Origin of the sequence: Acidovorax sp. M14, assembly GCF_049331375.1 — a bacterium.
GTDB lineage: Bacteria > Pseudomonadota > Gammaproteobacteria > Burkholderiales > Burkholderiaceae_C > Acidovorax.
The window spans coordinates 3,114,144-3,134,963 of record NZ_CP186263.1 but is presented as its reverse complement, the minus strand read 5'-3'; the positions used below and the strand labels follow the sequence as shown (position 1 = coordinate 3,134,963).

Here is a 20,820-nt window from a genome sequence, read left to right as displayed (position 1 = left end):
CCTGGCATTAGGGGTTGCGGGGCAGCACGGTGATGGTGCCGGTCATGCCGGCCTGGTAGTGGCCGGGGATGAGGCAGGCAAAGTCAAAGCTGCCTGCGCGGTTGAAGTGCCACACGATGTCGCCCTTCTTGCCCGCCGCCACATGGGCCATGTAGGGCTCGTCGTGCTCCATGCCGGGGTGTTTTTTCATCAGCTCCGCGTGCTGGTCCAGCTCGGCCTTGGTGCCGATCACGATCTCGTGCAGCACCTTGCCTTGGTTCTCGGCACGCAGCCGCACGGTGTCTCCCTCCCGCACCTCGATGTGGCGGGGGCTGAACCGCATGTCGTCGCCCATGCGCACGGTGATGGTGCGGCGCACCTGCTGGGCATCGCCTGCAATGCCCCAGTCCTTTTGCTCTTTGACCATGGGGGCTGTGGTGGTTCGGTGGGGCATGTTTTCATGCCCATAGGCAGAAAAAGTGCCGAATGCGCTAGTGCATATTGCCCAGGTAGCTATGAATTTGATAGTGTTCATGGTGATTGGTAGCGTCAATGTTGGTGGCCGCTGGCAGCTGGCTTGCGCGCATTGGCGGCGCCCGGGGCCGTACCCGGGGTGTCGGTACGTGCAGGGCGGGGCGTGGCAGCTGGCGCGCCTTGCCATTCAAAGGCCTGGGTGCCGCGTGGCTGCCTGTAGTCGCCGGGGTCGGCGTAGCTGCCTGCGGGCTGATCGGCACGCACCTTGAGGGTGGTGAACATGCCGCCCATCTCCAGCGGGCCAAAGGGGCCGGTGCCGGTCATCATCGGGAAGGTGTTGTCGGGCAGCGGCATCTCCATGGCACCCATGTCGGCCATGCCGCGCTCGCCCATCACCATGTAGTCGGGCACGATCTTCTGGATCTTGCCCACCAGTCCGCGATGGTCCACGCCGATCATGGTGGGCACGGCGTGCCCCATGGCGCCCATGGTGTGGTGGCTCTTGTGGCAGTGCAGGGCCCAGTCACCCGGCTCGTCGGCAATGAACTCCACCTGCCGCATCTGCCCCACCGCCACGTCGGTGGTCACCTCGGGCCAGCGCGCGCTTTTGGGCACGGGGCCGCCGTCGGTGCCGGTCACTTCAAACTCGTGCCCGTGCAGGTGGATGGGGTGGTTGGTCATGGTGAGGTTGCCCACCCGGATACGCACGCGCTCGCCCTGCCGCGCCACGAGCGGGCTGATGGCAGGGAACACCCGGCTGTTCCAGCACCAGATGTTGTGGTCCAGCATGGTGTTGACCTTGGGGGTCATGCTGCCGGGCTCCACGTCGAAGGCGTTGAGCAGGAAGGCGTAGTCGCGCTGGACCTTGGCGATCTGCGGGTGACTGCCCTTGGGGTGGGTGATCCACAGGCCCATCATGCCCATGGCCATCTGCACCATCTCGTCGGCATGCGGGTGGTACATGAAGGTGCCGGGGCGCCGCGCCACGAACTCGTACACAAAGGTCTTGCCCGGCTGGATGGCGGGCTGGGTCAGGCCACCCACGCCGTCCATGCCATTGGGCAGGCGCTGGCCGTGCCAGTGGATGGTGGTGTGCTCAGGCAGGCGGTTGGTGACAAAGATGCGCACGCGGTCACCTTCGACCACCTCGATGGTGGGGCCGGGGCTCTGGCCGTTGTAGCCCCACATGTTGACCATGAAGCCGGGCGCTACTTCGCGCACCACGGGCTCGGCCACCAGGTGGAACTCCTTGACACCCGCATTCATGCGCCAGGGGGCGGTCCAGCCGTTCAGGGTGACCACGGGGTTGTAGGGCCGGCCCGTGGGCGGGTGCAGCGGCGGCGCGGTGTCTGCGCTGGACTGCATTGCGGGCTCGGGCAGCGCGGCCAGGGCCACGCGGCTGACGGAGGCTGCAGCCACGGCCGTGGCGGCGCCAGAAAAGAAATTGCGGCGGTTCATGTCAATGGCCTTGTGGGGTGGTGGAGGCTGCGGCGCCGGAGGTGAGGCCCTGCAGGGCACCGGGCGAGGTACCCGTCAGCGCCAATTGCAGGTCGGTCTCGGCCAGCCAGAAGTCGCGCTGCGCTTCGATGGCGTTGGCCACGGCCTGCGTGCTGTTGCGTGCTTCGGCCAGCATGTCCCACACGCTGGCCAGCATGCCGTTGTAGCGCAGCGTGGTTTCGTCGCTGATGAGCTGGCGCAGGGGCACGACCTCCGCCTGCTGTTGGCGCGCCAGGTCCAGGGCGGTGCGGTAGGTGAGCCAGGCGGCACGCACCTCGCTGCGGGCGCGCACGGCGGTGTCTTGCAGCTGGGCGGCGCTTTGCTCCACCTCGGCCTGGGCGCGGGTACGGGCTGCGCCGCCCCAGTCGAACAGGGGCAGGGGCAGTTCGATCTCCCAGCCGCGCTTGATGTCGCTGCTGCCGGTGGCTCGCTCGGTCGCGGTGTTGCGGCTGTAGGCCAGTCCGATGTCGCCAAACACGGCGCTAGCGCGGCTCCAGCCCTGGCGCACTGCCTGGGTGTCGAGCTGGCGGCGCGCGGCCTGCACATCCAGCCGCTCGCGCAGGGCGGTGGCTTCGATACCGTCTGCGGGCAAGGCGGTGGCGGGCAGAGGGGGCAGCTGCGGTGCCAGCTGGTATTGCGCCTGCGCCCCCCACACACCCAGGCGGCGGTTCAGGTCCTCGCGGGCGGTGGCGGCCGCCAGCCGGGCGCGGGCGCGCTGGCTGTTGGCCTCGTGCAGCACGGCTTGCTCGCGGGCCTGCTGCAGGCGGCTCCAGTTGCCCACCTGCGCCATGCGGCGCGCCAGCTCGGCTCCTACCTCGGCGGCTTCGACCATGCGGTCGTGCGTGGCAGCCACCTGCTCGGCCGCCACGGCGCGCAGCCAGGCACGGCGGGTGTCTGCGGCCAGTTGCACCACGTCCTGTGCGGCTTGCAGCGTGGCGATCTGCAGGCGCTCGGCTTCGCGCTGGGTGCGCCAGGGCAGGGTGATCAGATCCATCAGGCCAAAGGCGAGGGTGCGTTCGATCTCACGCTCCTGGCTATTGGTGAAACGCCCCAGGGTCAGGTGCGGGTTGGGCAGCGAGATGGCTTGCACCCGCTCGGCATCGGCCACGCTCAGTGCGGCCAGCCGGGCTTGCAGGCCGGGGTTGTTGAGCAGGGCAATGCGCACGGCGGCGTCTTGTGTCAGGGGCTGGGCAAGCCAGCCATCAATGGACTGCTGGGCCTTTGCGCGGGCGCTCCGGTCCATCGCGGGCAAGGCCGCCTGCGCTACGCCGGCGGTACGGCCTGCAGTCAGCGCTGCGACATCACTGCGCAGGCCGTCGGACGACACGCTGGCGCAGCCCGCCAGCAGGGTGGCGGCAGCCAGCACGGAAAGGCGGTGGGTGCTGGTCATGGCTTGCCCTTCTGTTCGGGGTGGTGGGCGGGGTGGGCACTCCCTGCGCTGCCGTGGTGCATCTCATGGGCTGTGCCAGGCGGCTTTCCATGGGGCATGCGGTGTTGCATGCCCTGGTGGTGTGGCATGGGGGCTGCTGCGGAGGCTGCGGGCGCGGGGGGCGGTGCGGAACCGCGCTGCGCCTCCCAGGCCACGATGTCCGCATGGCCGCGCGGGAACGCGCCCACGGCCTCGTGTGCCTGGCGCCAGGCCTGGGGAGTGGGCAGGGCGTCCACCAGCGGGGGCTGCGGTGGCATGGCCGTGTAGGGCAGGGGAGCGGTGGGTGCATCGGCGCGGGTAGCGTCGGGTGCAGATGGGCTCTGGGCTTGCGCCAGCAAGGGCGACAACAGGGCGAGACAAGCCAGTCGCATGGGCCACGATGGCCCGGGCGACGGCGAGGAGAGAAAAATAGCAGGGGCGCGCATGGCGATCTCCAGACAACGAACGAAAAAACACGGCGCTGCCGCCCGATGGGCCCCGTGGTGCGGGGTCAATCAGGCCGTGGCAGACGCACTTCGGGCGTCGGAGATCAGGCGATGGGTGGTTTGATGGCCAGCGCTGCGGGGGCGCTGTCAAACTGCGCGGAGGCCAGGGGCAGCAGGGCTCCGGCCGGCAGGGGGGCGGGGGTCAGCGATGCGGGCAGGCCCAGCATGGCCGAATGGCAGATTTCGCAGGCCGAGCAACTGGCGCTGTGGTGGTCGTGGTCGCCGTGAGTCGGGCAGCCAGCGCCGTGGTCCTGGCACGCTGCAGAGTGGCTGGCAGTAGTGTGGTCGAGGGCGGGCTCGGCCGCCGGACCATCATGGTGGGCGTGGGCGTGTGCCAATCCCTCGGCCTGGGCAAGGGTCGCGGAATGATCGTGGGGGTGGCTGTGGTCGTGGGCCATGCCTTCCGCCATGGGCTGATGCGCCGCAGTGTGCTGCGCCGGGCCTGCAGGCAGCAGCGGCGCCACAATGCCCGCCGCCATGGCCGTGCCTGTCAGGCCCCGAAGGACCAGCACCACCATCAGCAGGAAGAAAAAGCCGCGACGCATCCTTCAATGATACGGCGGGGCGGCCCAAGGTTCCACTGGCACGCCCTTTTCTGGCCCGGCGCGCCGGGGCAACCGGCCAAGGACCGTGAGGGCAAACCCGCGCAAATCGTGCATGCCTTTTTGGAACATGGGCAGTACCATGTGACGAAACACGTCGGTTCCCACCTGTCCATTTTTCCGCAGGTCCCGGCCAATGTGTTTCCAAGCGTCTTTCTCTTGCACAGAAAGGTCGGTATGCCCCCATGGGTCGCTGGAATGTGGAGCACCTTGTCCGCGCGGATTCGCTGGCTGGTGCTGTGGGCCACGCTGCCAGCGGTGCTGCTGGTGGTGTACCAGGCACGGACCCACCGCACAGACGCGATCGCTGCCGCTGAAGAGCGCGCGCTACAGACCCTTCAGTCGGTGGCCGGTACCCAGCAACGGCTGATTCAGAACACCCGCCAGTTTCTGCAGCAGCTGGCCGCCATGCCGCAGGTGCACGACCCCGCCGCCCCCCAGTGCGGGCGCTACCTGGCCGAAGTGCTGTCGCTCAACACCACCTACGTCAACATTGGTGTGCCTCGTGCGGATGGCGAGCTGCTGTGCAATGCGCGGCCGCTGAAGGCGCCTGTCAATGTGGCCAACCGCCCTTATTTTCAGCAGACGATCTCTGGGCGGGACTTTGCGGTGGGCAGCTTCCAGGTGGACCGCGCTGCCCAGGTGGCCAGTGTCAACTTTGCCTACCCGGTGATTCCGCCGGGCACGCAAGACGTGGTGGCGGCTGCCGTGGCGGTGGTGTCGCTGGAGTGGTGGAGCCTGCGGCTCACCGACCTGGGACTGCCGGACGGCGCGGTGGCCCGCGTGTCCGACCCCGACGGCCGCGTGCTGGCGCGCTACCCGCCCGATGCCAGCGAGCTGGGGGCTCCGTTTGCCGATGGCGAGTTCCGCGCCCTGGTGCTGCAGACCCCGCAGGGCCAGCGCCAGCGCACGCGCGCGGATGGCACCCCTGAGCTGGTGGTGTTCCAGCCACTCATCGAGGCGGGCGGTAAACCCGTGGCCACCATGAGCCTGGCCGTGCCGCTGGACAACCTGTACGCCACAGCCAACCGCCGCATGTGGACCGAGATGGCGTTCTTGCTGGGTGGCCTGGTGCTGTCCTTTGCCGTGGCGCAGGTGGGGGTGCGGCGCGGCGTGATGCGGCCCCTGCGGCGCCTGCTGCATGCCACGGACGAGCTGGCCGAGGGACGCTATGTGTCGCGCGTGCCCGCCACGGGCCTGCAGGAGCTGACCGAGCTGGGCCGCCGGTTTGACCGCATGGCGCTGACCCGCCAGAAAGCCGAGGCCGAACTGCGCCAGAGCGAGGAAAACCTGGCCATCACGCTGCACTCCATCGGCGATGGCGTGATCGCCACCGATGCGCAGGGCCGCGTCACCCGCATGAACGCGGTGGCCGAGCGCCTGACGGGCTGGCCCCTGGCGCAGGCCACGGGGCAGCCCTTGCCCGAGGTTTTCCACATCGTCAACACCGGCACCCGCGAGCCGCAGATAGACCCGGTGCAGCTGGTGATGGACCGGGGCCAGGTGGTGGCATTGAGCAACCACACCACCTTGCTGGCCCGGCATGGCGCCGAGTACCACATTGCCGACAGCGCCGCCCCCATTCGCAACGCGCAGGGGCAGATCGTGGGCGTGGTGCTGGTGTTCAGCGACGTGAGCGAGTCCTACCGGGTGCGTCGCAAGCTGGAGGACAACGAGGCGCGCTTTCGCACCCTTACGGCGCTGTCGTCCGACTGGTACTGGGAGCAGGACGCGCAGTTTCGCCTCACGCATGTCGAGGGCCGGGCCGATGACCGGCTGGTGCAGGAGGCCGCGCTGCACATGGGCAAGACCCGCTGGGAGCTGGCCGCACCGGGCATGAGCGATGCGCTGTGGGAAGAACACCGCGCGCTGCTGGAGCGCCACCAGGAGTTCCGCGACTTCGAGTTCGAGCGCCGCGACCAGCAGGGCTGCTCGTACTGGGTGTCCATCAGCGGCACGCCCGTGTTTGATGACGACGGTGTGTTTTGTGGCTACCGGGGCGTGGGCAAGGACATCTCGGCCCGCAAGCGCGACGAGAACGAGCTGCGCATTGCGGCCATTGCGTTCGAGTCCCAAGAGGGCATGATCGTCACCGACGCGGACACGCTCATCCTGCGCACCAACCGCGCGTTCAGCCGCATCACCGGCTACAGCGCCGATGAGGTGGTGGGCCGCCGCACCAGCCTGCTGGCCTCGGGCCACCACGACAAGGCGTTTTTTGATGCCATGTGGGCCAGCCTGGCCAGCACCGACGAGTGGAAGGGCGAGCTGTGGAACCGCTGCAAGAGCGGCGAGGTGAACCTGCACTTCATGGCCATCACCGCCGTCACGGACCAGCACGGGGTGCTAACGCACTACGTGGCCACTCTCAGCGACATCACCCAGCGCGCGGCGGCGGCGCGGGAGATCGAGCACCTGGCGTTCTACGACCCGCTCACCCACCTGCCCAACCGCCGCCTGATGATGGACCGCCTGCAACAGGCGTTTGCCACCAGTGCGCGCGCGGGCCTGCAAGGGGCCCTGCTGTGCCTGGACCTGGACCACTTCAAGACCCTGAACGACACCCTGGGCCACGACATGGGCGACGTGCTGCTGCAGCAGGTGGCCCAGCGGCTCACGGCCTGCGTGCGAGAGGGCGACACCGTCGCGCGGTTGGGCGGCGACGAGTTTCTGGTGCTGCTGGAAGACCTGGGCGCCCTTGCCACCGATGCGGCCGAGCAGGCGCAGGCGGTGGGCGAAAAGATTCTGGCCGCGCTCAACCAGCCCTACCAGCTCGCATCGCACCACGTGCACAGCACCACCAGTGTGGGCGCCGTGCTGTTCAGCGGCCAGGGGCAGACGGTGGAAGATGTGGTCAAGCACGCCGACTTGGCCATGTATGCCGCCAAGACCGCAGGGCGCAACGGCATCCGGTTTTTTGACCCGCGCATGCAGGCCGCTGTCACGGCCCGCGCGGCGCTGGAGAACGACCTGCGCACGGCGCTGGAACAGGGCCAGTTCACGCTGCACTACCAGGTGCAGGTAGGCTGCGGCAAGCATGTGGTGGGGGCCGAGGTGCTGATCCGCTGGAACCACCCGGCGCGTGGCATGGTGCCGCCGTTCGAGTTCATCCCGCTGGCCGAAGAGACCGGGCTGATCCTGCCCATCGGCCTGTGGGTGCTGCAGACTGCCTGCACCCAGCTGCGCCGCTGGCAGGACGACCCGGCCACCGCCCACCTGCAACTGGCGGTGAACGTGAGCGCCCGCCAGTTCCGCCAGGCCGACTTCATGGAGCAGGTGGTGGCCGTGCTGCGCCAGACCGGGGCGCGGCCTGACCGCCTGAAGCTGGAGCTGACGGAGAGCCTGGCGCTGGACAACGTGGACGACACCATCGCCAAGATGAACGCGCTGCGCGCGCTGGGCCTGCGCTTTTCGATGGACGACTTTGGCACCGGCCAGTCGTCGCTGTCGTACCTCACGCGGTTGCCGCTGGACCAACTCAAGATCGACCAGAGCTTTGTGCGCAACATCGGCATCCAGCACACCGACGCGCTCATCGTGCAGACCATCATCGGCATGGCGCAGAGCCTGGGCATCGACGTGATTGCCGAGGGGGTTGAGACCGAGGCGCAGCGCGCGTTTCTGGAGCGCCACGGCTGCACGCTGTGGCAGGGCTACCTGTTCAGCCGCCCGGTGCCCATCGAGGCGCTGGAGCAGCGGCTGCACAGTGGGCTGGGCTGGCAGGTGTCGTCGTAGTACTACACCACCCTAAACCGCCATGTAGCGGCCCGGCCGGTGGTTCATGGCCAGCACCAGGTTGAGTGCCACGGCACCTGCAATCGACCAGGCCACACGCAGGGGCTCCACCGTCCACAGGGCCAGCAGCACGATGACGCAGTCCACGGCCATCTGCACCTTGCCCGCGCGCCAGCCGTAGCGGTCCTGCAGGTACAGCGCGGCAATGCCCACGCCGCCCAGGCTGCAGCGGTGGCGGAACAGCACGAGGAAGCCCGTTCCCGTGATCAGCCCGCCGGCAATGGCCGCGTACAGCGGCTGCAGCTGCGCAAATTGCAGGAACTGCGACTGCAGCTCGGTCAGCAGCGACAGCAGCAGCACCGCGATGAAGGTCTTGACCGTGAACGCCCGGCCCAGCTTGCGCAGCGCCAGCCAGTAAAACGGCAGGTTGAGCACAAAGAAGATCTTGCCAAAGCCGATGCCCGTGGCGTAGTGCAGCAAAAACGCCAGCCCCGCCGTGCCACCTGTGAGCAACCCCGCGCTGGTGAAAAACGCCACCCCCACCGAGATGAGCAACACTCCGGTGAAGATGGCCACGGCGTCTTCCGTCAGGCTGTGGGGCACGACCAGCGGGGCAGGGGTTGCGGGGGCGGCAGGGGCGCGGGAGGGCATTGGCAAAAAGCAAAAGGGATGAAGGCTGTGCTCGCGGCCCCCGGGGCAGAGGGCGGCGCACAGGCAGTGGATTGGACCATGCAAGCCCCATGCCGGGCTTGTCGTGCGTCAAATTCCGGGTGCCCGGTGGCAGCACTGTTCGTGGTTGTTTACTCCTGATTTGATAGCTGGTAGCGCTTATAGATCAAGCGCCATCGCCAGTTTTTTGCAGAAATGGGACGGGCTGCAGGCGCGCAGCGGCCATGGCCCCGTCAATCAGCCGCTTGATGTGTGGCTGCGGCCCCATGGGCGCCAAGGCACTCACCCGTGCCCGGCCCGTGTTGCCGATGGGCAGCCGCGCCAGCGCATGGCCCAGCGGCACCAGGGCCAGCCGCAGCACCTGTCCACCGGCCTCGCGCAGGTCGCGCAACTGCAGGGCGTAGCGCAGCATGGCTGTGTGTGACCGCCAATGCAGGGACAGCGTGGTCTGCCCCAGTACATGCGCGGCCTCCAGCCAGCGCCAGCGGGTGGCGGGCGGTGCGCCGGCATCGCTCGCAAATGCTGCCAGCAGGTGGTCGAACGCGCGCTGCGTGTGCAAGGGGTCAGCTATGGGATCTGCCGCGTGGCGCGCCGCCAGCTGGCGCCAGCGCCGCTGTCGGTGCCGGTAGAACACCTGGGCAAACGCCGCGCTCAGGGGCGTCATCAGCCAGGGCAGGTGGCGCGCGACCACGTCGATGTCGTCGGTGTAGAGCGTGCGGCCGTCCGGCATCGGCTGCAGCGTGATGCGGTGGTCCCAGCGCCGCATCAGCGTGCCCTCGCCGTTGTCGCGCAGCGTGGGCCATGCGCCGTCCTGCGCGGCGGGCTCGATGGAGATGCGCACGGTTTGGGTGCCCAGGGGCAGCAACCCCAGCAGCCGCATCTGCAACGGCAGATCCCCGGGGGACCAGTGGCTGGGCCAGGGCGCGCCGCCGGGGCGCGTGAACCGCACCAGGGGCGCCGTGATGTGGCGAAAAACGGCAGTGCTTTGCAGTTGCGCAGCCACCCATTCGGGCGGTGCATGGAGCGGAGTGGACAGGCGTACGCGCATGGCTCAGTGCCCGTGGGCTGCGGGGGCGTCTGCGGTGCTGGCCAGCTCTTGCCGTGCATGGCGGATCACGCTCCAGCCGCCGCTGATGGCCAGGCCGGCCATGACGGCGGCCACCACCAGATCGGGCCAGGCCGTGCCCGTGCCCAGCACTCCCAGCGCAGCGGCCATCACTGCCAGGTTGCCCAGCGCGTCGTTGCGCGTGCACAGCCACACGCCGCGCATGTTGGCATCGCCCTCGCGCCAGGCGTAGAGCAGGGCGGCCACCCCCAGGTTGGCCGCCAGCGCCAGCAGGCCCACGCCACCCATGGTGAAGGGCTCGGGCGGCACCCCTTGCCACACCCCCCACGCCACCCGGCCGATCACGAACACGCCAAAGGCCAGCATGCTGGCCCCCTTGAGCAGCGCGGCACGTGCCCGCCAGGTCAGCGCCATGGCCAGCACCCACAGCGACAGGCCGTAGTTGGCTGCATCGCCCAGAAAGTCGATGGCGTCGGCCAGCAGCGACGCCGAGCCCGACTGGGTGCCCGCGCCCAGTTCCACCACAAACATGGCGGCGTTGACGATGAGTGCAATCCACAGGATGCGGCGGTAGCGCGGGTCTGCGCTGGCGGGGGCTTCGTGGCTGTGGCCGGGGGCGCCGTGGTCGTGGTGGCCGTGATGGCAATGGGCGGACATGGTGTTTTCTCCTGGCAGTTTTGGAAAGCGATGGCATCATTGGAAACCTTGAAGTCACTTGAAGGTCAAGCCCATGGACCCCCACGCTGCACAGTTCCGCATCGGCGAGGCCGCTCAGCAGTCCGGCGTGTCGGCCGCCAACATCCGGTATTACGAAAAAGAGAGGCTGCTGCCGCCCGGCGCGCGCGGCGACAACAGCTACCGCCTGTACAGCAGCGCCGACGTGCACCAGCTGCGTTTCATCCGCCTGTGCCGCGCCATGGACATGTCGCTGGACGAGGTCAGGACCTTGCTGGCGCTGGACTGGGACAGCAAGACCGACTGCCATGCCGCCTGCGACACGCTGGATGCACACCTGGTGCATGTGCGCACCCGCCTGGCCGAGCTGCAGGCGCTGGAGGCCGACCTGCAGGCGCTGCGCAGCCGCTGCGATGGCGCGGACGCCACCTGCCACATCATCGAAGCGCTGCATGCGCGGGCTGACGCGCAGCCCGTGGGCGCCATCGCCATGCCCAGCCAGGGCAAGCGCCATGTGTGAGCAGTTGTTGTGCGGTGTGGCTGTGTAGGGGCTAATTGCTACCTAATTAATAGCTGCTCAGGCATATCCTTCTAGCGCTACCGCCCGAAAATGGCCCAAATATCTCCAGAAGCCTGCCATCGACTGCCCTGGCGCATGCCCCCGCTATGATCCGCCCATGATCTCGCGCCTTCCCGGCCTCTCCCTGCCCGAACGTGTGTGGAACACGGCGCGGCGCTGGGCGGTGGCCTGGTGGCGCATCCTGTATCTGGGCGCGGTGGTGCTGGTGCTGGTGTTGTCGCCGTCCAGCTACGGCAAGGGCACCCGCCGCGCGCTGGCCCGGCACCTGTACCTGGACACGGCGCCTGTGCTGCTGGGCTTCACGGTGCTGGCGGCGCTCATCAGCCTGGTGCTCACACGCATTGTGGTGGTCACGGCGCTGAGCTACGGGTTGTCGCGCTATGCGCTGGAGATGGTGATCCGCGTGCTGGTGCTGGAGCTCATCCCGCTCACGGCCGCCTTGTTTGTGGCCATGCGCTGCACCATTCCCAACGGCTCGCAACTGGCTCACCTGCGGCTCACGGGCCGGTTCGAGGCGCTGCGCCGCCAGGGCTCTGATCCGGTGCGCATCGAACTGCTGCCCCGCGTGATTGCCGGGGTGTTTGCCTGCGTCACGCTGGCTGCGCTCAGTTGCGTGGTGGCGCTGGTGCTGGCGTACCTGGGGGTGTACGGCTTCAATATGGCGGGGCTGCCGAGCTACACGCGCATGTTCGGACAGGTGTTTTCGCCCAGCGTGACCATGGTGTTTGTGCTCAAGACCCTGTTCTTCAGCCTGGCCGTGGCGCTGATCCCCATGGCTGCCGGGCTGTATGACAGCGGCGAACGCACCCAGCCCGACTCGGAACTGGGCGGCCTGGCCCGCATGTTTGCCGTGCTGCTGCTGATCGAGGTGGCCTCGCTCATGGGCAACTACTACTGACGGCCTGCGCCAGTCGCACCCACTCGCACCCCCCCCCCCGCACAACCCCACGACATGAACGACCACTCTCCCAAGCCGTCGCAAGGCCCCGCTGCACCTCCCGCCGGGGCTGACATTCCCCCGGTCGAGACCCTGCGCCCGGTGGCCTATCTGGAACTCAAGGCTGCAGCGCTGCTGCTGTTCACCCTGGCCCTCATCGTGGGTTCGGGCCTGTACCTGCTGTATGCGCGGGGCGCTTTCGAGCCCACGCAGACGCTGGTGCTGACGGCCGATGACTCCGAAGGCGTGGTGGTGGGCATGGACATGACCTTCTCGGGCTTTCCCATTGGCCGCGTGCGGCGCATCGAGCTGGCCGAATCGGGCAATGCCCGCATCCTGGTGGACGTGCCCCGCAAGGACGCACACTGGCTGCGCGAGTCCAGCGTTTTCACGCTGGTGCGCGGTCTGGTGGGGGGCACCAACATCCGGGCGTACTCCGGCATCCTGACCGACCCCGCACTGCCCGATGGCGCCGTGCGGCCCGTGTTGCGCGGCGACGCGACGGCGGAGATCCCGCAGCTCATGGCCACCGCACGCGAGCTGCTGACCAACCTGAACGCCCTGACGTCGCCCGACGCCGCGCTGGGCAGCACCCTGACCAACGTCAAGGCCCTCACCGAGCGGCTCAATGGCCCGGGCGGTGCCTTGGGCGTGCTGATGGGCAACGAAACCGATGCGAAAAAGATCGTGGCCACGCTGGAGCGCACCAACGCGCTGCTGGCGCGCTTGGACGGCATGGCCGCCCGCGCCGATAAACAGGTGTTTGGCAGCGAGGGCAACAAGGACGCGCTGGTGCCCGAGGTGCGCGCCACCGTGGCACAGCTCAACGGCTTGCTGACCGACACCCGCACCAGCCTGAAGAAGGTGGACGCGGTACTGGTGGAGGCCCAGGCCATCGGTGCCAATGCCCGCGAAGCTACGACGGACCTGGGCGCGCTGCGGGCTGAGGTTGAGAGCAATCTGCGCAAGGTGGAAAGCCTGGTCAACGAGATCAACCGCAAATGGCCCTTTGCACGCGACACGGAGCTGAAGCTGCCATGAACCCCTCTGCTGCACTTCGTTTGCGGGCTGCGTTGCGGCTCCTGTCCATCGGCTGCGCCTTCGCGTTGGCTGCGTGTTCCAGCCAACCCCCGGTGCCCGACTGGCAGATGAACGCCCAGGGCGCGACTCAGAAGGCCATCGAGGCCTACCTGTCTGGCAATGCGCGCGTGGAAAAGCTTGAATGGGACCGTGCTCGCGCCGAAGTGGCGCGCACGGGCCGCCCCGATCTGCTCGCCCGCCTGGAGCTGATGCGCTGTGCGGCCCAGGTGGCGAGTCTGGTCACCGAACCCTGCGAGCGTTTTGAGGCCTTGCGGGCCGATGCCGCAGCGCCCGAGCAGGCCTACGCCGACTATCTGGCGGGCCGCGTTCAAGCCGGTCAGGTGGCTCTGTTGCCACCCGCACAGCGTGCCGTCGCTACGGCGGGCAACGCTACCAGCTTGGCGGGCATTGCCGACCCTCTTTCACGCCTGGTGGCGGCGGGTGTCTTGTTGCAGACAGGGAAGGCCAGCCCCGCAGTCATCGCCACAGCCACCGAGACTGCGTCGGCACAGGGCTGGCGCAGGCCGCTGATGGCGTGGTTGCTGCTACAGGTGCAACGGGCTGAAGCCGCTGGAGACGCTGCTGCAGCCGACGCCTTGCGCCGCCGCGTGAGCGTGGTTGAGCAGTCGGCGGGCTTGCCCCGTTAGCCAGTCACGCCACGCGGGGGCGATGGGTAAGGCATTGGATACCGGGAGCGAGGCGCCGTCAAAGTGGCTGCTTCAACAGGCGCGCTCGCAGTGACTTTGGGCCCGTAGCAGGGCTCTGGTCGCCGCTGGTAGCAGCCGCTTCTATCAACGCAAGCGAGCCTGCAATTGGGTCTCGATGTCGTCCCGCTCCATGGCGAACTGCTGGGGGCTGATTTCGTTGGACTCCAGCTTGCGGGCTACAGACAGCAGCAGCACGGTGTTTTCAAGGCGCGTGTCCTGCTGCAGCGAAGGGGGCAGGGCGGTCAGGCGGTCAAAGCTTTGCTTGTAAAGCTCGCTCCAGCTCATGGCCCCTGCCTGCGCCTGGGCCCTGGCACCGTCATACCAGCGCGAGAACTCATCCAGGGCGTTGTCGCGGGGGCTGGAGCAGCCAGCCAAAACGGCCAGCAGCGCGATCGATCCCCAGAATTTTGGGTAATGAATCAAGGAAAAACGGTTTGCAGAGATGCGAAAACGTGTGGTCACGATCGTCCTCCATTCCAGAATGCCACCGAAAACTCCCGGTGTGCAGCGCCGAATGGTACTCCGATGCTATGCTTTTTGCTACTGTGTTGCTCTTTGGACCCACACACGCTGCAGCGCAGCGCCAACGATGCCGGCTCGCTCCGGCGCTCAGTGGTCCAGAAAGCTAGTGGACAAGATCTGATCCAGCCCCGTGAGCCCGTTCGACATCGAGTCCACAGACTGCACGGCCACGTCCGGCATCAACAACGACACCGCCGCCAGCACTGCCAGCACCACGGTGCCGATGAACGCGACCAGCGCGCGCGCTCCCGGCGGTAAGGAATGGCGTTTCATGATGAAGTCCTTTTCAGCAAAAAGGGGTGAGGGGCCGCAATGACCTCCCAGTGCAACCTCAATGGCTGCTGGCTAGGATTTCAGCAAAGTGCCGCAGTTCCGCGTGTAAGACAAGTGCGATACCGGGTGTCTATGGGCAGCTGTTACGGGCTGTTGCCTTTACAAAGAATCCAGAAACCTTCTGCTCCGCCCAACCTGGGGAATTTGCGGTGAAGAGGCCCGCTCACCGGCGGCTGGAGCGCACTGTGGACCTGCTGCGAGTGAGGCCATTGGAGCAACCCACTCGTGTCCTCCCCGCCGGATAGGGTTCAAGGCTTGGGCGCCTGAATCCACGCGGTAATTTGTCCAATCGCTTCCTGCTCCATGCCGATGAACCCATGCCAGTGCTGCGCCGCGCACTCGTCTCCCACCGGGTTGGAGCCGCCATCCACCACCATCAGCTTTTTGACGGGTGCCCGCGTCAGCCCTTGGAGGATGGCGGGCGTGTCGCTGGCTTGGCAGTGTTTGCAGCCGTCCCTGGCGTGGTGGTAGACCAGCACCGGCAGCTCGATGGCTTGCAGGTTTTGTGCGGGCACCGCGCCCGGTGTGCTTCGGCGCACGATGCTGGAGGTCAGCACCAGCCCTGCAATCGCCGGGTCTTTGACATGAATGGCCATGGCTGTCGCGGACACCGTGCCTCGGCTGGTGCCCACCACCCACACCGGCAGGTCCCTTTTGCGCTTCACAAATTCCAGCACCTTGGCGATGTCGGTCATGTGCGCCGCACCTGTGCGTTCGGTCCAGCCCAGCTCCATGTCGCTGGGCCGCCCAAAGATCGCCACGTTGTATCCATGCGCTGTGAAATACGGCGCAGACCGGACGAGAAAGTTGCCGCCGGTGGCGCGACCATCCTCCACTTTGCCGAACCCGCCCGCGCCGCCTGGAAAAAGAAGTACCGTGGCCTTGGCTTTCGGCGCAGCCTCCCAGAACAGCGTGTGGGTCACCCCGTCGCGGGTGGGCACTTTGAACAGCATCCCTTCCGCCCACGCTGGCACCATCAGGTTTGCCAGCCCCCAGCAGATACCGAAGAACTTCCAACGCATCAGCATGTGCAGACCTCCAGGGGGTTCATTGACAGCACATCAACCGGAGCGCCGCGTGGGCAAGGTTCAGCGCGTAGCCGTGGTACACAAAGCCACTGTGCGCAAGACAGGTCCGCCAGAAAACAAAAAACCCAGGTGACCGGAATCACCTGGGTTGATATGTGGCGGAGAGGGCGGGATTCGAACCCGCGGTGGGGATTAGCCCACACACGCTTTCCAGGCGTGCGACTTAAACCGCTCATCCACCTCTCCGAAGCTCTCGATTATAGCCACAGGATTGGGGCATTCCGGTCAGAGGTCGGTATCGCCTGAAAATTTACGCTGACAGATGCGCCGTCAGTCTGCCTTTTGGGAGGTCTGCACCATCTTCATGGCCGAGCCGATCAGCGCTGACACTTCGGTCATGTTGCTGGGCACGATGAGGGTGGTGGTGGCATCCGACGCGACCTGGCTGTAAGCATCCACGGCCCTTTCGGCCACCTTGAGTTGCACGGCCTGTTCGCCGCCAGGCTGGCGGATGGCGGCAGCCACGCGTTCGATGGCCTGGGCGTTGGCCTCAGCCACGGCCTTGATGGATTCGGCCTCGCCCTGGGCCTTGTTGATGACCGCCTGTTTTTCGCCCTCGGAGCGGGCGATGAAGGCCTCGCGTTCGCCCGTGGCGATGTTGATCTGTTCCTGGCGGCGGCCTTCAGATGCGGCGATAAGTGCGCGCTTTTCACGCTCCGCAGTGATCTGGGCCTGCATGGCGTGCAGGATTTCCTTGGGTGGCGTCAGGTCCTTGATTTCGTAACGCAGCACCTTCACACCCCAGTTCAGCGCGGCTTCGTCGATGGCCTGCACCACCTGCGCGTTGATGATGTCGCGCTCCTCAAAGGTTTTGTCCAGCTCCAGCTTGCCGATGACCGAGCGCAGCGAGGTCTGCGCCAACTGCGTCACAGCCATGATGTAGTTGCTCGACCCGTAGCTGGCGCGCATCGGGTCGGTGACCTGAAAGTACAGGATGCCGTCCACCTGCAACTGCGTGTTGTCGCGCGTAATGCACACTTGGCTGGGCACGTCGAGCGGAATTTCCTTCAGGCTGTGCTTATAGGCGACCTTGTCCACGAACGGGATCAGAAAGTTCAGGCCCGGGGTCAGCGTACCCGCGTATTTGCCCAGGCGTTCTTTCACCCAGGCATTTTGCTGGGGCACGACCTTGACCGAGCGGGCGATGAAGATCACGGCAATGATCAGGAGGACGATGGCAATTTCCATGAGAAGCCTTTCTTGGCGGTTCGGTAAAGGATCTGCGGTGCTTACAGCGGGTCCACCAGTAGGCGGTTGCCCACCAGTTCGGCGACCCGGTGCATGCCGGTCGAGGGGGTGACCCCGGGGCGGTGGATGGCCGTCCATTGGGCGCCCCGGTACTTCACGGTGGTGGTGCCGTCGGGGCTCCAGCTTTCGATGAGGATGGTTTCACCCACATCCATGTTCACACTGCGGTCCGCGCGTGCCGACGGGTCGCCAGGGCGTTTTTTGCGCACCAGGTAGCAGGCTACAACGGCCCCGCCGCCCACAATGGCGGCCGACACCATCTGCAATGCCGACGCCAGACCGAGATGGGCGGCCAGGGCGGCGGCCACCAGCCCCAGCGCCACCATGAGCAGATAGAACGTACCGGTCAGCAGCTCTGCCACGACCACGGCCCCCGCTGCCAGCCACCAGATGGTGGATGCCTCCATGTCGAACCTCCTCATGTGGTTGTGTTTGTTGCACCACATTCTGGGTCAAAAGAATGGCAGTTCAAAGGCGCGTCAACGTTATTCCTTACACTTCGCGCCTATTTCGTTTTTTGGCCGGGCAGGCCACGGCTCCCTGGAGGCTGCGCATGAAGTTTCGCTTTCCCATCATCATCATCGATGAAGACTACCGTTCCGAGAACACCTCGGGGCTTGGCATTCGTGCGCTCGCGCAGGCCATCGAGGCCGAGGGCTTCGAAGTGGTTGGTGTCACCAGCTATGGCGATCTGTCGCAGTTTGCCCAGCAGCAAAGCCGGGCCAGCGCTTTCATTCTGTCCATCGACGATGAAGAGTTCACGGTGGGCGAGGGGCTGGACCCCATCGTGCTGAGCCTGCGCAACTTCATTGGGGAAGTGCGCCGCAAGAACGCCGATGTGCCCATCTATGTTCATGGTGAGACCAAGACCAGCCGCCACCTGCCCAATGACATCCTGCGCGAGCTGCATGGCTTCATTCACATGTTCGAGGACACCCCCGAATTTGTGGCGCGCCACATCATTCGCGAAGCCAAGAGCTACCTCGAAAGTGTGCAGCCCCCGTTCTTCAAGGCGCTGCTGGACTACGCCGAAGACGGCTCGTACAGCTGGCACTGCCCCGGCCACTCGGGCGGCGTGGCCTTCTTGAAAAGCCCCGTGGGTCAGATGTACCACCAGTTCTATGGCGAAAACATGCTGCGCGCCGACGTGTGCAACGCGGTGGAAGAACTGGGCCAGCTGCTGGACCACAACGGCGCCATTGGGGAATCGGAGCGCAATGCGGCACGCATCTTCAATGCCGACCACTGCTTCTTCGTGACCAACGGCACGTCCACGTCCAACAAGATGGTGTGGCACCACACCGTGGCCCCTGGCGACGTGGTGGTGGTGGACCGCAACTGCCACAAGTCCATCCTGCACAGCATCATCATGACCGGCGCCATCCCGGTGTTCATGAAGCCCACGCGCAACCATTTCGGCATCATCGGGCCCATCCCCCAAAGCGAGTTCGAGCCCAAGGCCATTGAGGCCAAGATCAAGGCCAACCCCTTGCTCAAGGGCGTGGACGCCAAGAAGGTCAAGCCACGCGTGCTGACTCTCACGCAATCGACCTATGACGGTGTTCTGTACAACACCGAGACCATCAAGGGCATGCTCGACGGCTATGTGGATAACCTGCACTTCGACGAGGCCTGGCTGCCGCACGCGGCGTTCCACCCGTTCTATGGCAGCTACCACGCCATGGGCAAGAAGCGCACGCGGCCCAAGCATTCGGTGACGTACGCCACGCAGTCCATCCACAAGCTGCTGGCCGGCATCAGCCAGGCATCGCATGTGCTGGTGCAGGACTCGCAGACCACCAAGCTCGACCGCCACCTGTTCAACGAGGCGTACCTGATGCACACCAGCACCAGCCCTCAGTACAGCATCATCGCCAGCTGCGATGTGGCCGCCGCCATGATGGAGCCGCCCGGTGGCACCGCGCTGGTAGAAGAAAGCATCCTGGAGGCGCTGGACTTCCGCCGCGCCATGCGCCAGGTGGAGGACGAGTTCGGCAAGAACGACTGGTGGTTCAAGGTCTGGGGTCCTGAAAAGCTCACCGACGAGGGCATCGGCCGTGCAGAAGACTGGATCATCCGCAGCGACAGCAAGAGCAAGAAGGGCAGCAAGTGGCACGGCTTCGGCCAACTGGCCGACGGCTTCAACATGCTGGACCCGATCAAGTCCACCATCGTCACGCCTGGCCTGAGTCTGGACGGCAAGTTTGACAAGACCGGTATCCCTGCGTCCATCGTGACCAAGTACCTCGCCGAGCACGGCGTGGTGGTGGAGAAGACGGGCCTGTATAGCTTCTTCATCATGTTCACCATCGGCATCACCAAGGGCCGCTGGAACACGCTGCTGACGGCGCTGCAGCAGTTCAAGGACGACTATGAGAAGAACCAGCCGATGTGGCGCATCCTTCCCGAGTTCTGCCAGCAGCACAAGCGCTACGAGCGCATGGGCCTCAAGGACCTGTGCCAGCACGTGCATGAGATGTACGCCAAGTACGACATCGCGCGCCTGACCACCGAGATGTACCTGTCGGACCTCACGCCCGCCATGAAGCCCTCGGACGCGTACGCGCACATTGCGCACCGCACCACCGAGCGCGTGGAGATCGACCACCTGGAAGGCCGCATCACCGTGGGCCTGGTTACGCCGTACCCGCCGGGCATTCCGCTGCTGATTCCGGGCGAAGTGTTCAACAAGAAGATCGTGGATTACCTCAAGTTTGCGCGGGAATTCGCCAAGCTGTGTCCGGGCTTTGAGACCGATATCCACGGCCTGGTGGAAGTGGAAGACGAGAACGGCCAGGTGCGCTACTACGCCGACTGCGTGGCAGAGCAAGGCAAGACTGGCAAGAACCCCAAGCCGCTGGCGACCGCCAAGAACCTGGTGCAGGTGGGCGACGACGGCCCGTACGGGCGCAACGTGTAAGCACGTCTTCGCGCTGGTGTGTGGGTGCACCAGCGTCTCGAAAATCGCTCCCCCGGCATGGCTGGTGGAGCGATTTTTTTATGCGCTTGAATCCGTTGTGGTTTTGGGGGCGTATTAACTATCAGCCGCGTGACTCTCATGCGGTGACTGTCTTCACAAACCACTCAGGAGATCTTCATGACCCTTCGATTCAACGCCCGCTTGGCCACCATCGCTCTGACGGCTGCCATGGCAGCTGCCGCAATGCCCGCTATGGCGCAGGTCATGGTGGGCGGCGCGCCCATGCTGGCCAGCAAGGACATCATCGACAACGCTGTGAACTCCAAAGACCACACCACCCTGGTGGCTGCGGTCAAGGCGGCAGGCCTGGTGGAGACGCTCAAGGGTCCCGGTCCGTTCACGGTGTTTGCACCCACCAATGCGGCATTTGCCGCACTGCCCGCCGGCACGGTGGACACGCTGCTCAAGCCCGAGAGCAAGCCCACCCTGACCAAGGTGCTCACCTACCACGTGGTGGCGGGCAAGTACGACGCTGCTGCGTTGTCCAAGATGATTGCCGATGGCAAAGGCATGGCCAGCCTCAAGACGGTGGCAGGCGGAACACTCACCGCCAAGGCCAGCGGCAATGCCGTCATGGTGACCGACGAAAAGGGCGGTACGGCGACAGTGACGATTGCCGACGTGTACCAGTCCAACGGTGTGATCCACGTGGTGGACAAGGTCCTGCTGCCCAACTGATTGCACAACTAATGGGCGCGAGGCGGCATGCGCTGCCGCGCTCAGCTCGCGTATCG

20 protein-coding genes and 1 tRNA gene are annotated in these 20,820 nt (G+C 66.1%); 7 read left to right on the top strand and 14 right to left on the bottom strand.

Features of this window, described 5'->3' with window-relative positions:
- Nucleotides 1-7: 7 nt before the first annotated feature.
- The 5 genes from ACOYR4_RS14605 to ACOYR4_RS14585 form a co-directional block, all read right to left on the bottom strand.
- Nucleotides 8-514 (bottom strand): cupredoxin domain-containing protein, encoded by a 507-nt coding sequence (locus ACOYR4_RS14605; protein ID WP_422847103.1) that lies wholly within the window; start codon nt 512-514, stop codon nt 8-10.
- Nucleotides 515-528: 14 nt separating this feature from the next.
- Nucleotides 529-1,911, bottom strand: coding sequence for a multicopper oxidase family protein (locus ACOYR4_RS14600; RefSeq protein ID WP_422847102.1), 1,383 nt, complete (start codon nt 1,909-1,911; stop codon nt 529-531).
- Between the two features lies 1 nt (nt 1,912).
- Nucleotides 1,913-3,340, bottom strand: a complete 1,428-nt coding sequence (locus tag ACOYR4_RS14595) for a TolC family protein (protein ID WP_422847101.1) — start codon at nt 3,338-3,340, stop codon at nt 1,913-1,915.
- Entirely contained in the window at nt 3,337-3,804 is a 468-nt protein-coding gene (locus tag ACOYR4_RS14590; protein ID WP_422847100.1) for a hypothetical protein, read from the bottom strand. The genes ACOYR4_RS14595 and ACOYR4_RS14590 overlap by 4 nt, the downstream gene beginning before the upstream one ends.
- Nucleotides 3,805-3,908: 104 nt before the next feature.
- Entirely contained in the window at nt 3,909-4,409 is a 501-nt protein-coding gene (locus ACOYR4_RS14585) for a hypothetical protein (protein ID WP_422847099.1), read from the bottom strand.
- A gap of 267 nt (nt 4,410-4,676) precedes the next feature.
- Between ACOYR4_RS14585 and ACOYR4_RS14580 the strand changes: the two genes are divergently transcribed.
- Nucleotides 4,677-8,201: an EAL domain-containing protein gene (locus ACOYR4_RS14580; protein WP_422847098.1), complete on the top strand. Its 3,525-nt coding sequence runs from the start codon at nt 4,677-4,679 to the stop codon at nt 8,199-8,201.
- A gap of 12 nt (nt 8,202-8,213) precedes the next feature.
- On the opposite strand, the gene ACOYR4_RS14575 is transcribed toward ACOYR4_RS14580, so the two are convergent.
- The 3 genes from ACOYR4_RS14575 to ACOYR4_RS14565 all read right to left on the bottom strand — a co-directional run bounded on the left by ACOYR4_RS14575 (nt 8,214) and on the right by ACOYR4_RS14565 (nt 10,593).
- On the bottom strand, nt 8,214-8,852 hold the full coding sequence (locus tag ACOYR4_RS14575) for a YitT family protein (protein WP_422847097.1): 639 nt from the start codon (nt 8,850-8,852) through the stop codon (nt 8,214-8,216).
- A gap of 184 nt (nt 8,853-9,036) precedes the next feature.
- The gene (locus tag ACOYR4_RS14570) at nt 9,037-9,918 is read right to left on the bottom strand and encodes a DUF3703 domain-containing protein (protein ID WP_422847096.1); all 882 of its coding nucleotides are present in this window, start codon (nt 9,916-9,918) and stop codon (nt 9,037-9,039) included.
- A 3-nt stretch (nt 9,919-9,921) separates the two neighbouring features.
- Entirely contained in the window at nt 9,922-10,593 is a 672-nt protein-coding gene (locus tag ACOYR4_RS14565) for a cation transporter (RefSeq protein WP_422847095.1), read from the bottom strand.
- A gap of 73 nt (nt 10,594-10,666) precedes the next feature.
- Between ACOYR4_RS14565 and ACOYR4_RS14560 the strand changes: the two genes are divergently transcribed.
- The 4 genes from ACOYR4_RS14560 to ACOYR4_RS14545 all read left to right on the top strand — a co-directional run bounded on the left by ACOYR4_RS14560 (nt 10,667) and on the right by ACOYR4_RS14545 (nt 13,855).
- Complete coding sequence (locus ACOYR4_RS14560; protein WP_422847094.1) at nt 10,667-11,131, top strand: Cd(II)/Pb(II)-responsive transcriptional regulator; 465 nt, start codon at nt 10,667-10,669, stop codon at nt 11,129-11,131.
- 157 nt (nt 11,132-11,288) lie between these two features.
- On the top strand, nt 11,289-12,089 hold the full coding sequence (locus ACOYR4_RS14555) for an MlaE family ABC transporter permease (RefSeq protein ID WP_015014693.1): 801 nt from the start codon (nt 11,289-11,291) through the stop codon (nt 12,087-12,089).
- A gap of 54 nt (nt 12,090-12,143) precedes the next feature.
- Nucleotides 12,144-13,169: an MlaD family protein gene (locus ACOYR4_RS14550; RefSeq protein WP_309824880.1), complete on the top strand. Its 1,026-nt coding sequence runs from the start codon at nt 12,144-12,146 to the stop codon at nt 13,167-13,169.
- Nucleotides 13,166-13,855 carry a hypothetical protein gene (locus ACOYR4_RS14545; RefSeq protein ID WP_422847093.1) on the top strand — a complete coding sequence of 230 codons (690 nt, stop codon included), beginning with the start codon at nt 13,166-13,168 and terminating at the stop codon, nt 13,853-13,855. The genes ACOYR4_RS14550 and ACOYR4_RS14545 overlap by 4 nt, the downstream gene beginning before the upstream one ends.
- A gap of 144 nt (nt 13,856-13,999) precedes the next feature.
- On the opposite strand, the gene ACOYR4_RS14540 is transcribed toward ACOYR4_RS14545, so the two are convergent.
- The 6 genes from ACOYR4_RS14540 to ACOYR4_RS14515 form a co-directional block, all read right to left on the bottom strand.
- Nucleotides 14,000-14,338 (bottom strand): hypothetical protein, encoded by a 339-nt coding sequence (locus ACOYR4_RS14540; RefSeq protein ID WP_085944693.1) that lies wholly within the window; start codon nt 14,336-14,338, stop codon nt 14,000-14,002.
- Nucleotides 14,339-14,524: 186 nt separating this feature from the next.
- On the bottom strand, nt 14,525-14,710 hold the full coding sequence (locus tag ACOYR4_RS14535) for a hypothetical protein (RefSeq protein ID WP_015014689.1): 186 nt from the start codon (nt 14,708-14,710) through the stop codon (nt 14,525-14,527).
- Between the two features lie 308 nt (nt 14,711-15,018).
- Complete coding sequence (locus ACOYR4_RS14530; protein ID WP_422847092.1) at nt 15,019-15,798, bottom strand: alpha/beta hydrolase; 780 nt, start codon at nt 15,796-15,798, stop codon at nt 15,019-15,021.
- Nucleotides 15,799-15,954: 156 nt separating this feature from the next.
- Nucleotides 15,955-16,044: transfer RNA gene (locus ACOYR4_RS14525), tRNA-Ser, on the bottom strand.
- An 84-nt stretch (nt 16,045-16,128) separates the two neighbouring features.
- On the bottom strand, nt 16,129-17,046 hold the full coding sequence (locus ACOYR4_RS14520; protein ID WP_295944349.1) for an SPFH domain-containing protein: 918 nt from the start codon (nt 17,044-17,046) through the stop codon (nt 16,129-16,131).
- A gap of 41 nt (nt 17,047-17,087) precedes the next feature.
- Complete coding sequence (locus tag ACOYR4_RS14515) at nt 17,088-17,513, bottom strand: NfeD family protein (protein ID WP_060984862.1); 426 nt, start codon at nt 17,511-17,513, stop codon at nt 17,088-17,090.
- 146 nt (nt 17,514-17,659) lie between these two features.
- On the opposite strand from ACOYR4_RS14515, the gene ACOYR4_RS14510 reads away from it, so the two are divergent.
- Nucleotides 17,660-20,026 (top strand): Orn/Lys/Arg decarboxylase N-terminal domain-containing protein, encoded by a 2,367-nt coding sequence (locus ACOYR4_RS14510; protein WP_422847091.1) that lies wholly within the window; start codon nt 17,660-17,662, stop codon nt 20,024-20,026.
- Between the two features lie 177 nt (nt 20,027-20,203).
- Entirely contained in the window at nt 20,204-20,764 is a 561-nt protein-coding gene (locus ACOYR4_RS14505; protein WP_015014682.1) for a fasciclin domain-containing protein, read from the top strand.
- The last annotated feature ends 56 nt before the right edge of the window (nt 20,765-20,820 follow it).

Coding starts and splice junctions, on each gene's coding strand:
- ACOYR4_RS14605 (WP_422847103.1), bottom strand. CDS start 514: ATGAACACTATCAAATTCATAGCTACCTGGGCAATATGCACTAGCGCA.
- ACOYR4_RS14600 (WP_422847102.1), bottom strand. CDS start 1,911: ATGAACCGCCGCAATTTCTTTTCTGGCGCCGCCACGGCCGTGGCTGCA.
- ACOYR4_RS14595 (WP_422847101.1), bottom strand. CDS start 3,340: ATGACCAGCACCCACCGCCTTTCCGTGCTGGCTGCCGCCACCCTGCTG.
- ACOYR4_RS14590 (WP_422847100.1), bottom strand. CDS start 3,804: ATGCGCGCCCCTGCTATTTTTCTCTCCTCGCCGTCGCCCGGGCCATCG.
- ACOYR4_RS14585 (WP_422847099.1), bottom strand. CDS start 4,409: ATGCGTCGCGGCTTTTTCTTCCTGCTGATGGTGGTGCTGGTCCTTCGG.
- ACOYR4_RS14575 (WP_422847097.1), bottom strand. CDS start 8,852: ATGCCCTCCCGCGCCCCTGCCGCCCCCGCAACCCCTGCCCCGCTGGTC.
- ACOYR4_RS14570 (WP_422847096.1), bottom strand. CDS start 9,918: ATGCGCGTACGCCTGTCCACTCCGCTCCATGCACCGCCCGAATGGGTG.
- ACOYR4_RS14565 (WP_422847095.1), bottom strand. CDS start 10,593: ATGTCCGCCCATTGCCATCACGGCCACCACGACCACGGCGCCCCCGGC.
- ACOYR4_RS14560 (WP_422847094.1), top strand. CDS start 10,667: ATGGACCCCCACGCTGCACAGTTCCGCATCGGCGAGGCCGCTCAGCAG.
- ACOYR4_RS14555 (WP_015014693.1), top strand. CDS start 11,289: ATGATCTCGCGCCTTCCCGGCCTCTCCCTGCCCGAACGTGTGTGGAAC.
- ACOYR4_RS14550 (WP_309824880.1), top strand. CDS start 12,144: ATGAACGACCACTCTCCCAAGCCGTCGCAAGGCCCCGCTGCACCTCCC.
- ACOYR4_RS14545 (WP_422847093.1), top strand. CDS start 13,166: ATGAACCCCTCTGCTGCACTTCGTTTGCGGGCTGCGTTGCGGCTCCTG.
- ACOYR4_RS14535 (WP_015014689.1), bottom strand. CDS start 14,710: ATGAAACGCCATTCCTTACCGCCGGGAGCGCGCGCGCTGGTCGCGTTC.
- ACOYR4_RS14530 (WP_422847092.1), bottom strand. CDS start 15,798: ATGCTGATGCGTTGGAAGTTCTTCGGTATCTGCTGGGGGCTGGCAAAC.
- ACOYR4_RS14520 (WP_295944349.1), bottom strand. CDS start 17,046: ATGGAAATTGCCATCGTCCTCCTGATCATTGCCGTGATCTTCATCGCC.
- ACOYR4_RS14515 (WP_060984862.1), bottom strand. CDS start 17,513: ATGGAGGCATCCACCATCTGGTGGCTGGCAGCGGGGGCCGTGGTCGTG.
- ACOYR4_RS14510 (WP_422847091.1), top strand. CDS start 17,660: ATGAAGTTTCGCTTTCCCATCATCATCATCGATGAAGACTACCGTTCC.
- ACOYR4_RS14505 (WP_015014682.1), top strand. CDS start 20,204: ATGACCCTTCGATTCAACGCCCGCTTGGCCACCATCGCTCTGACGGCT.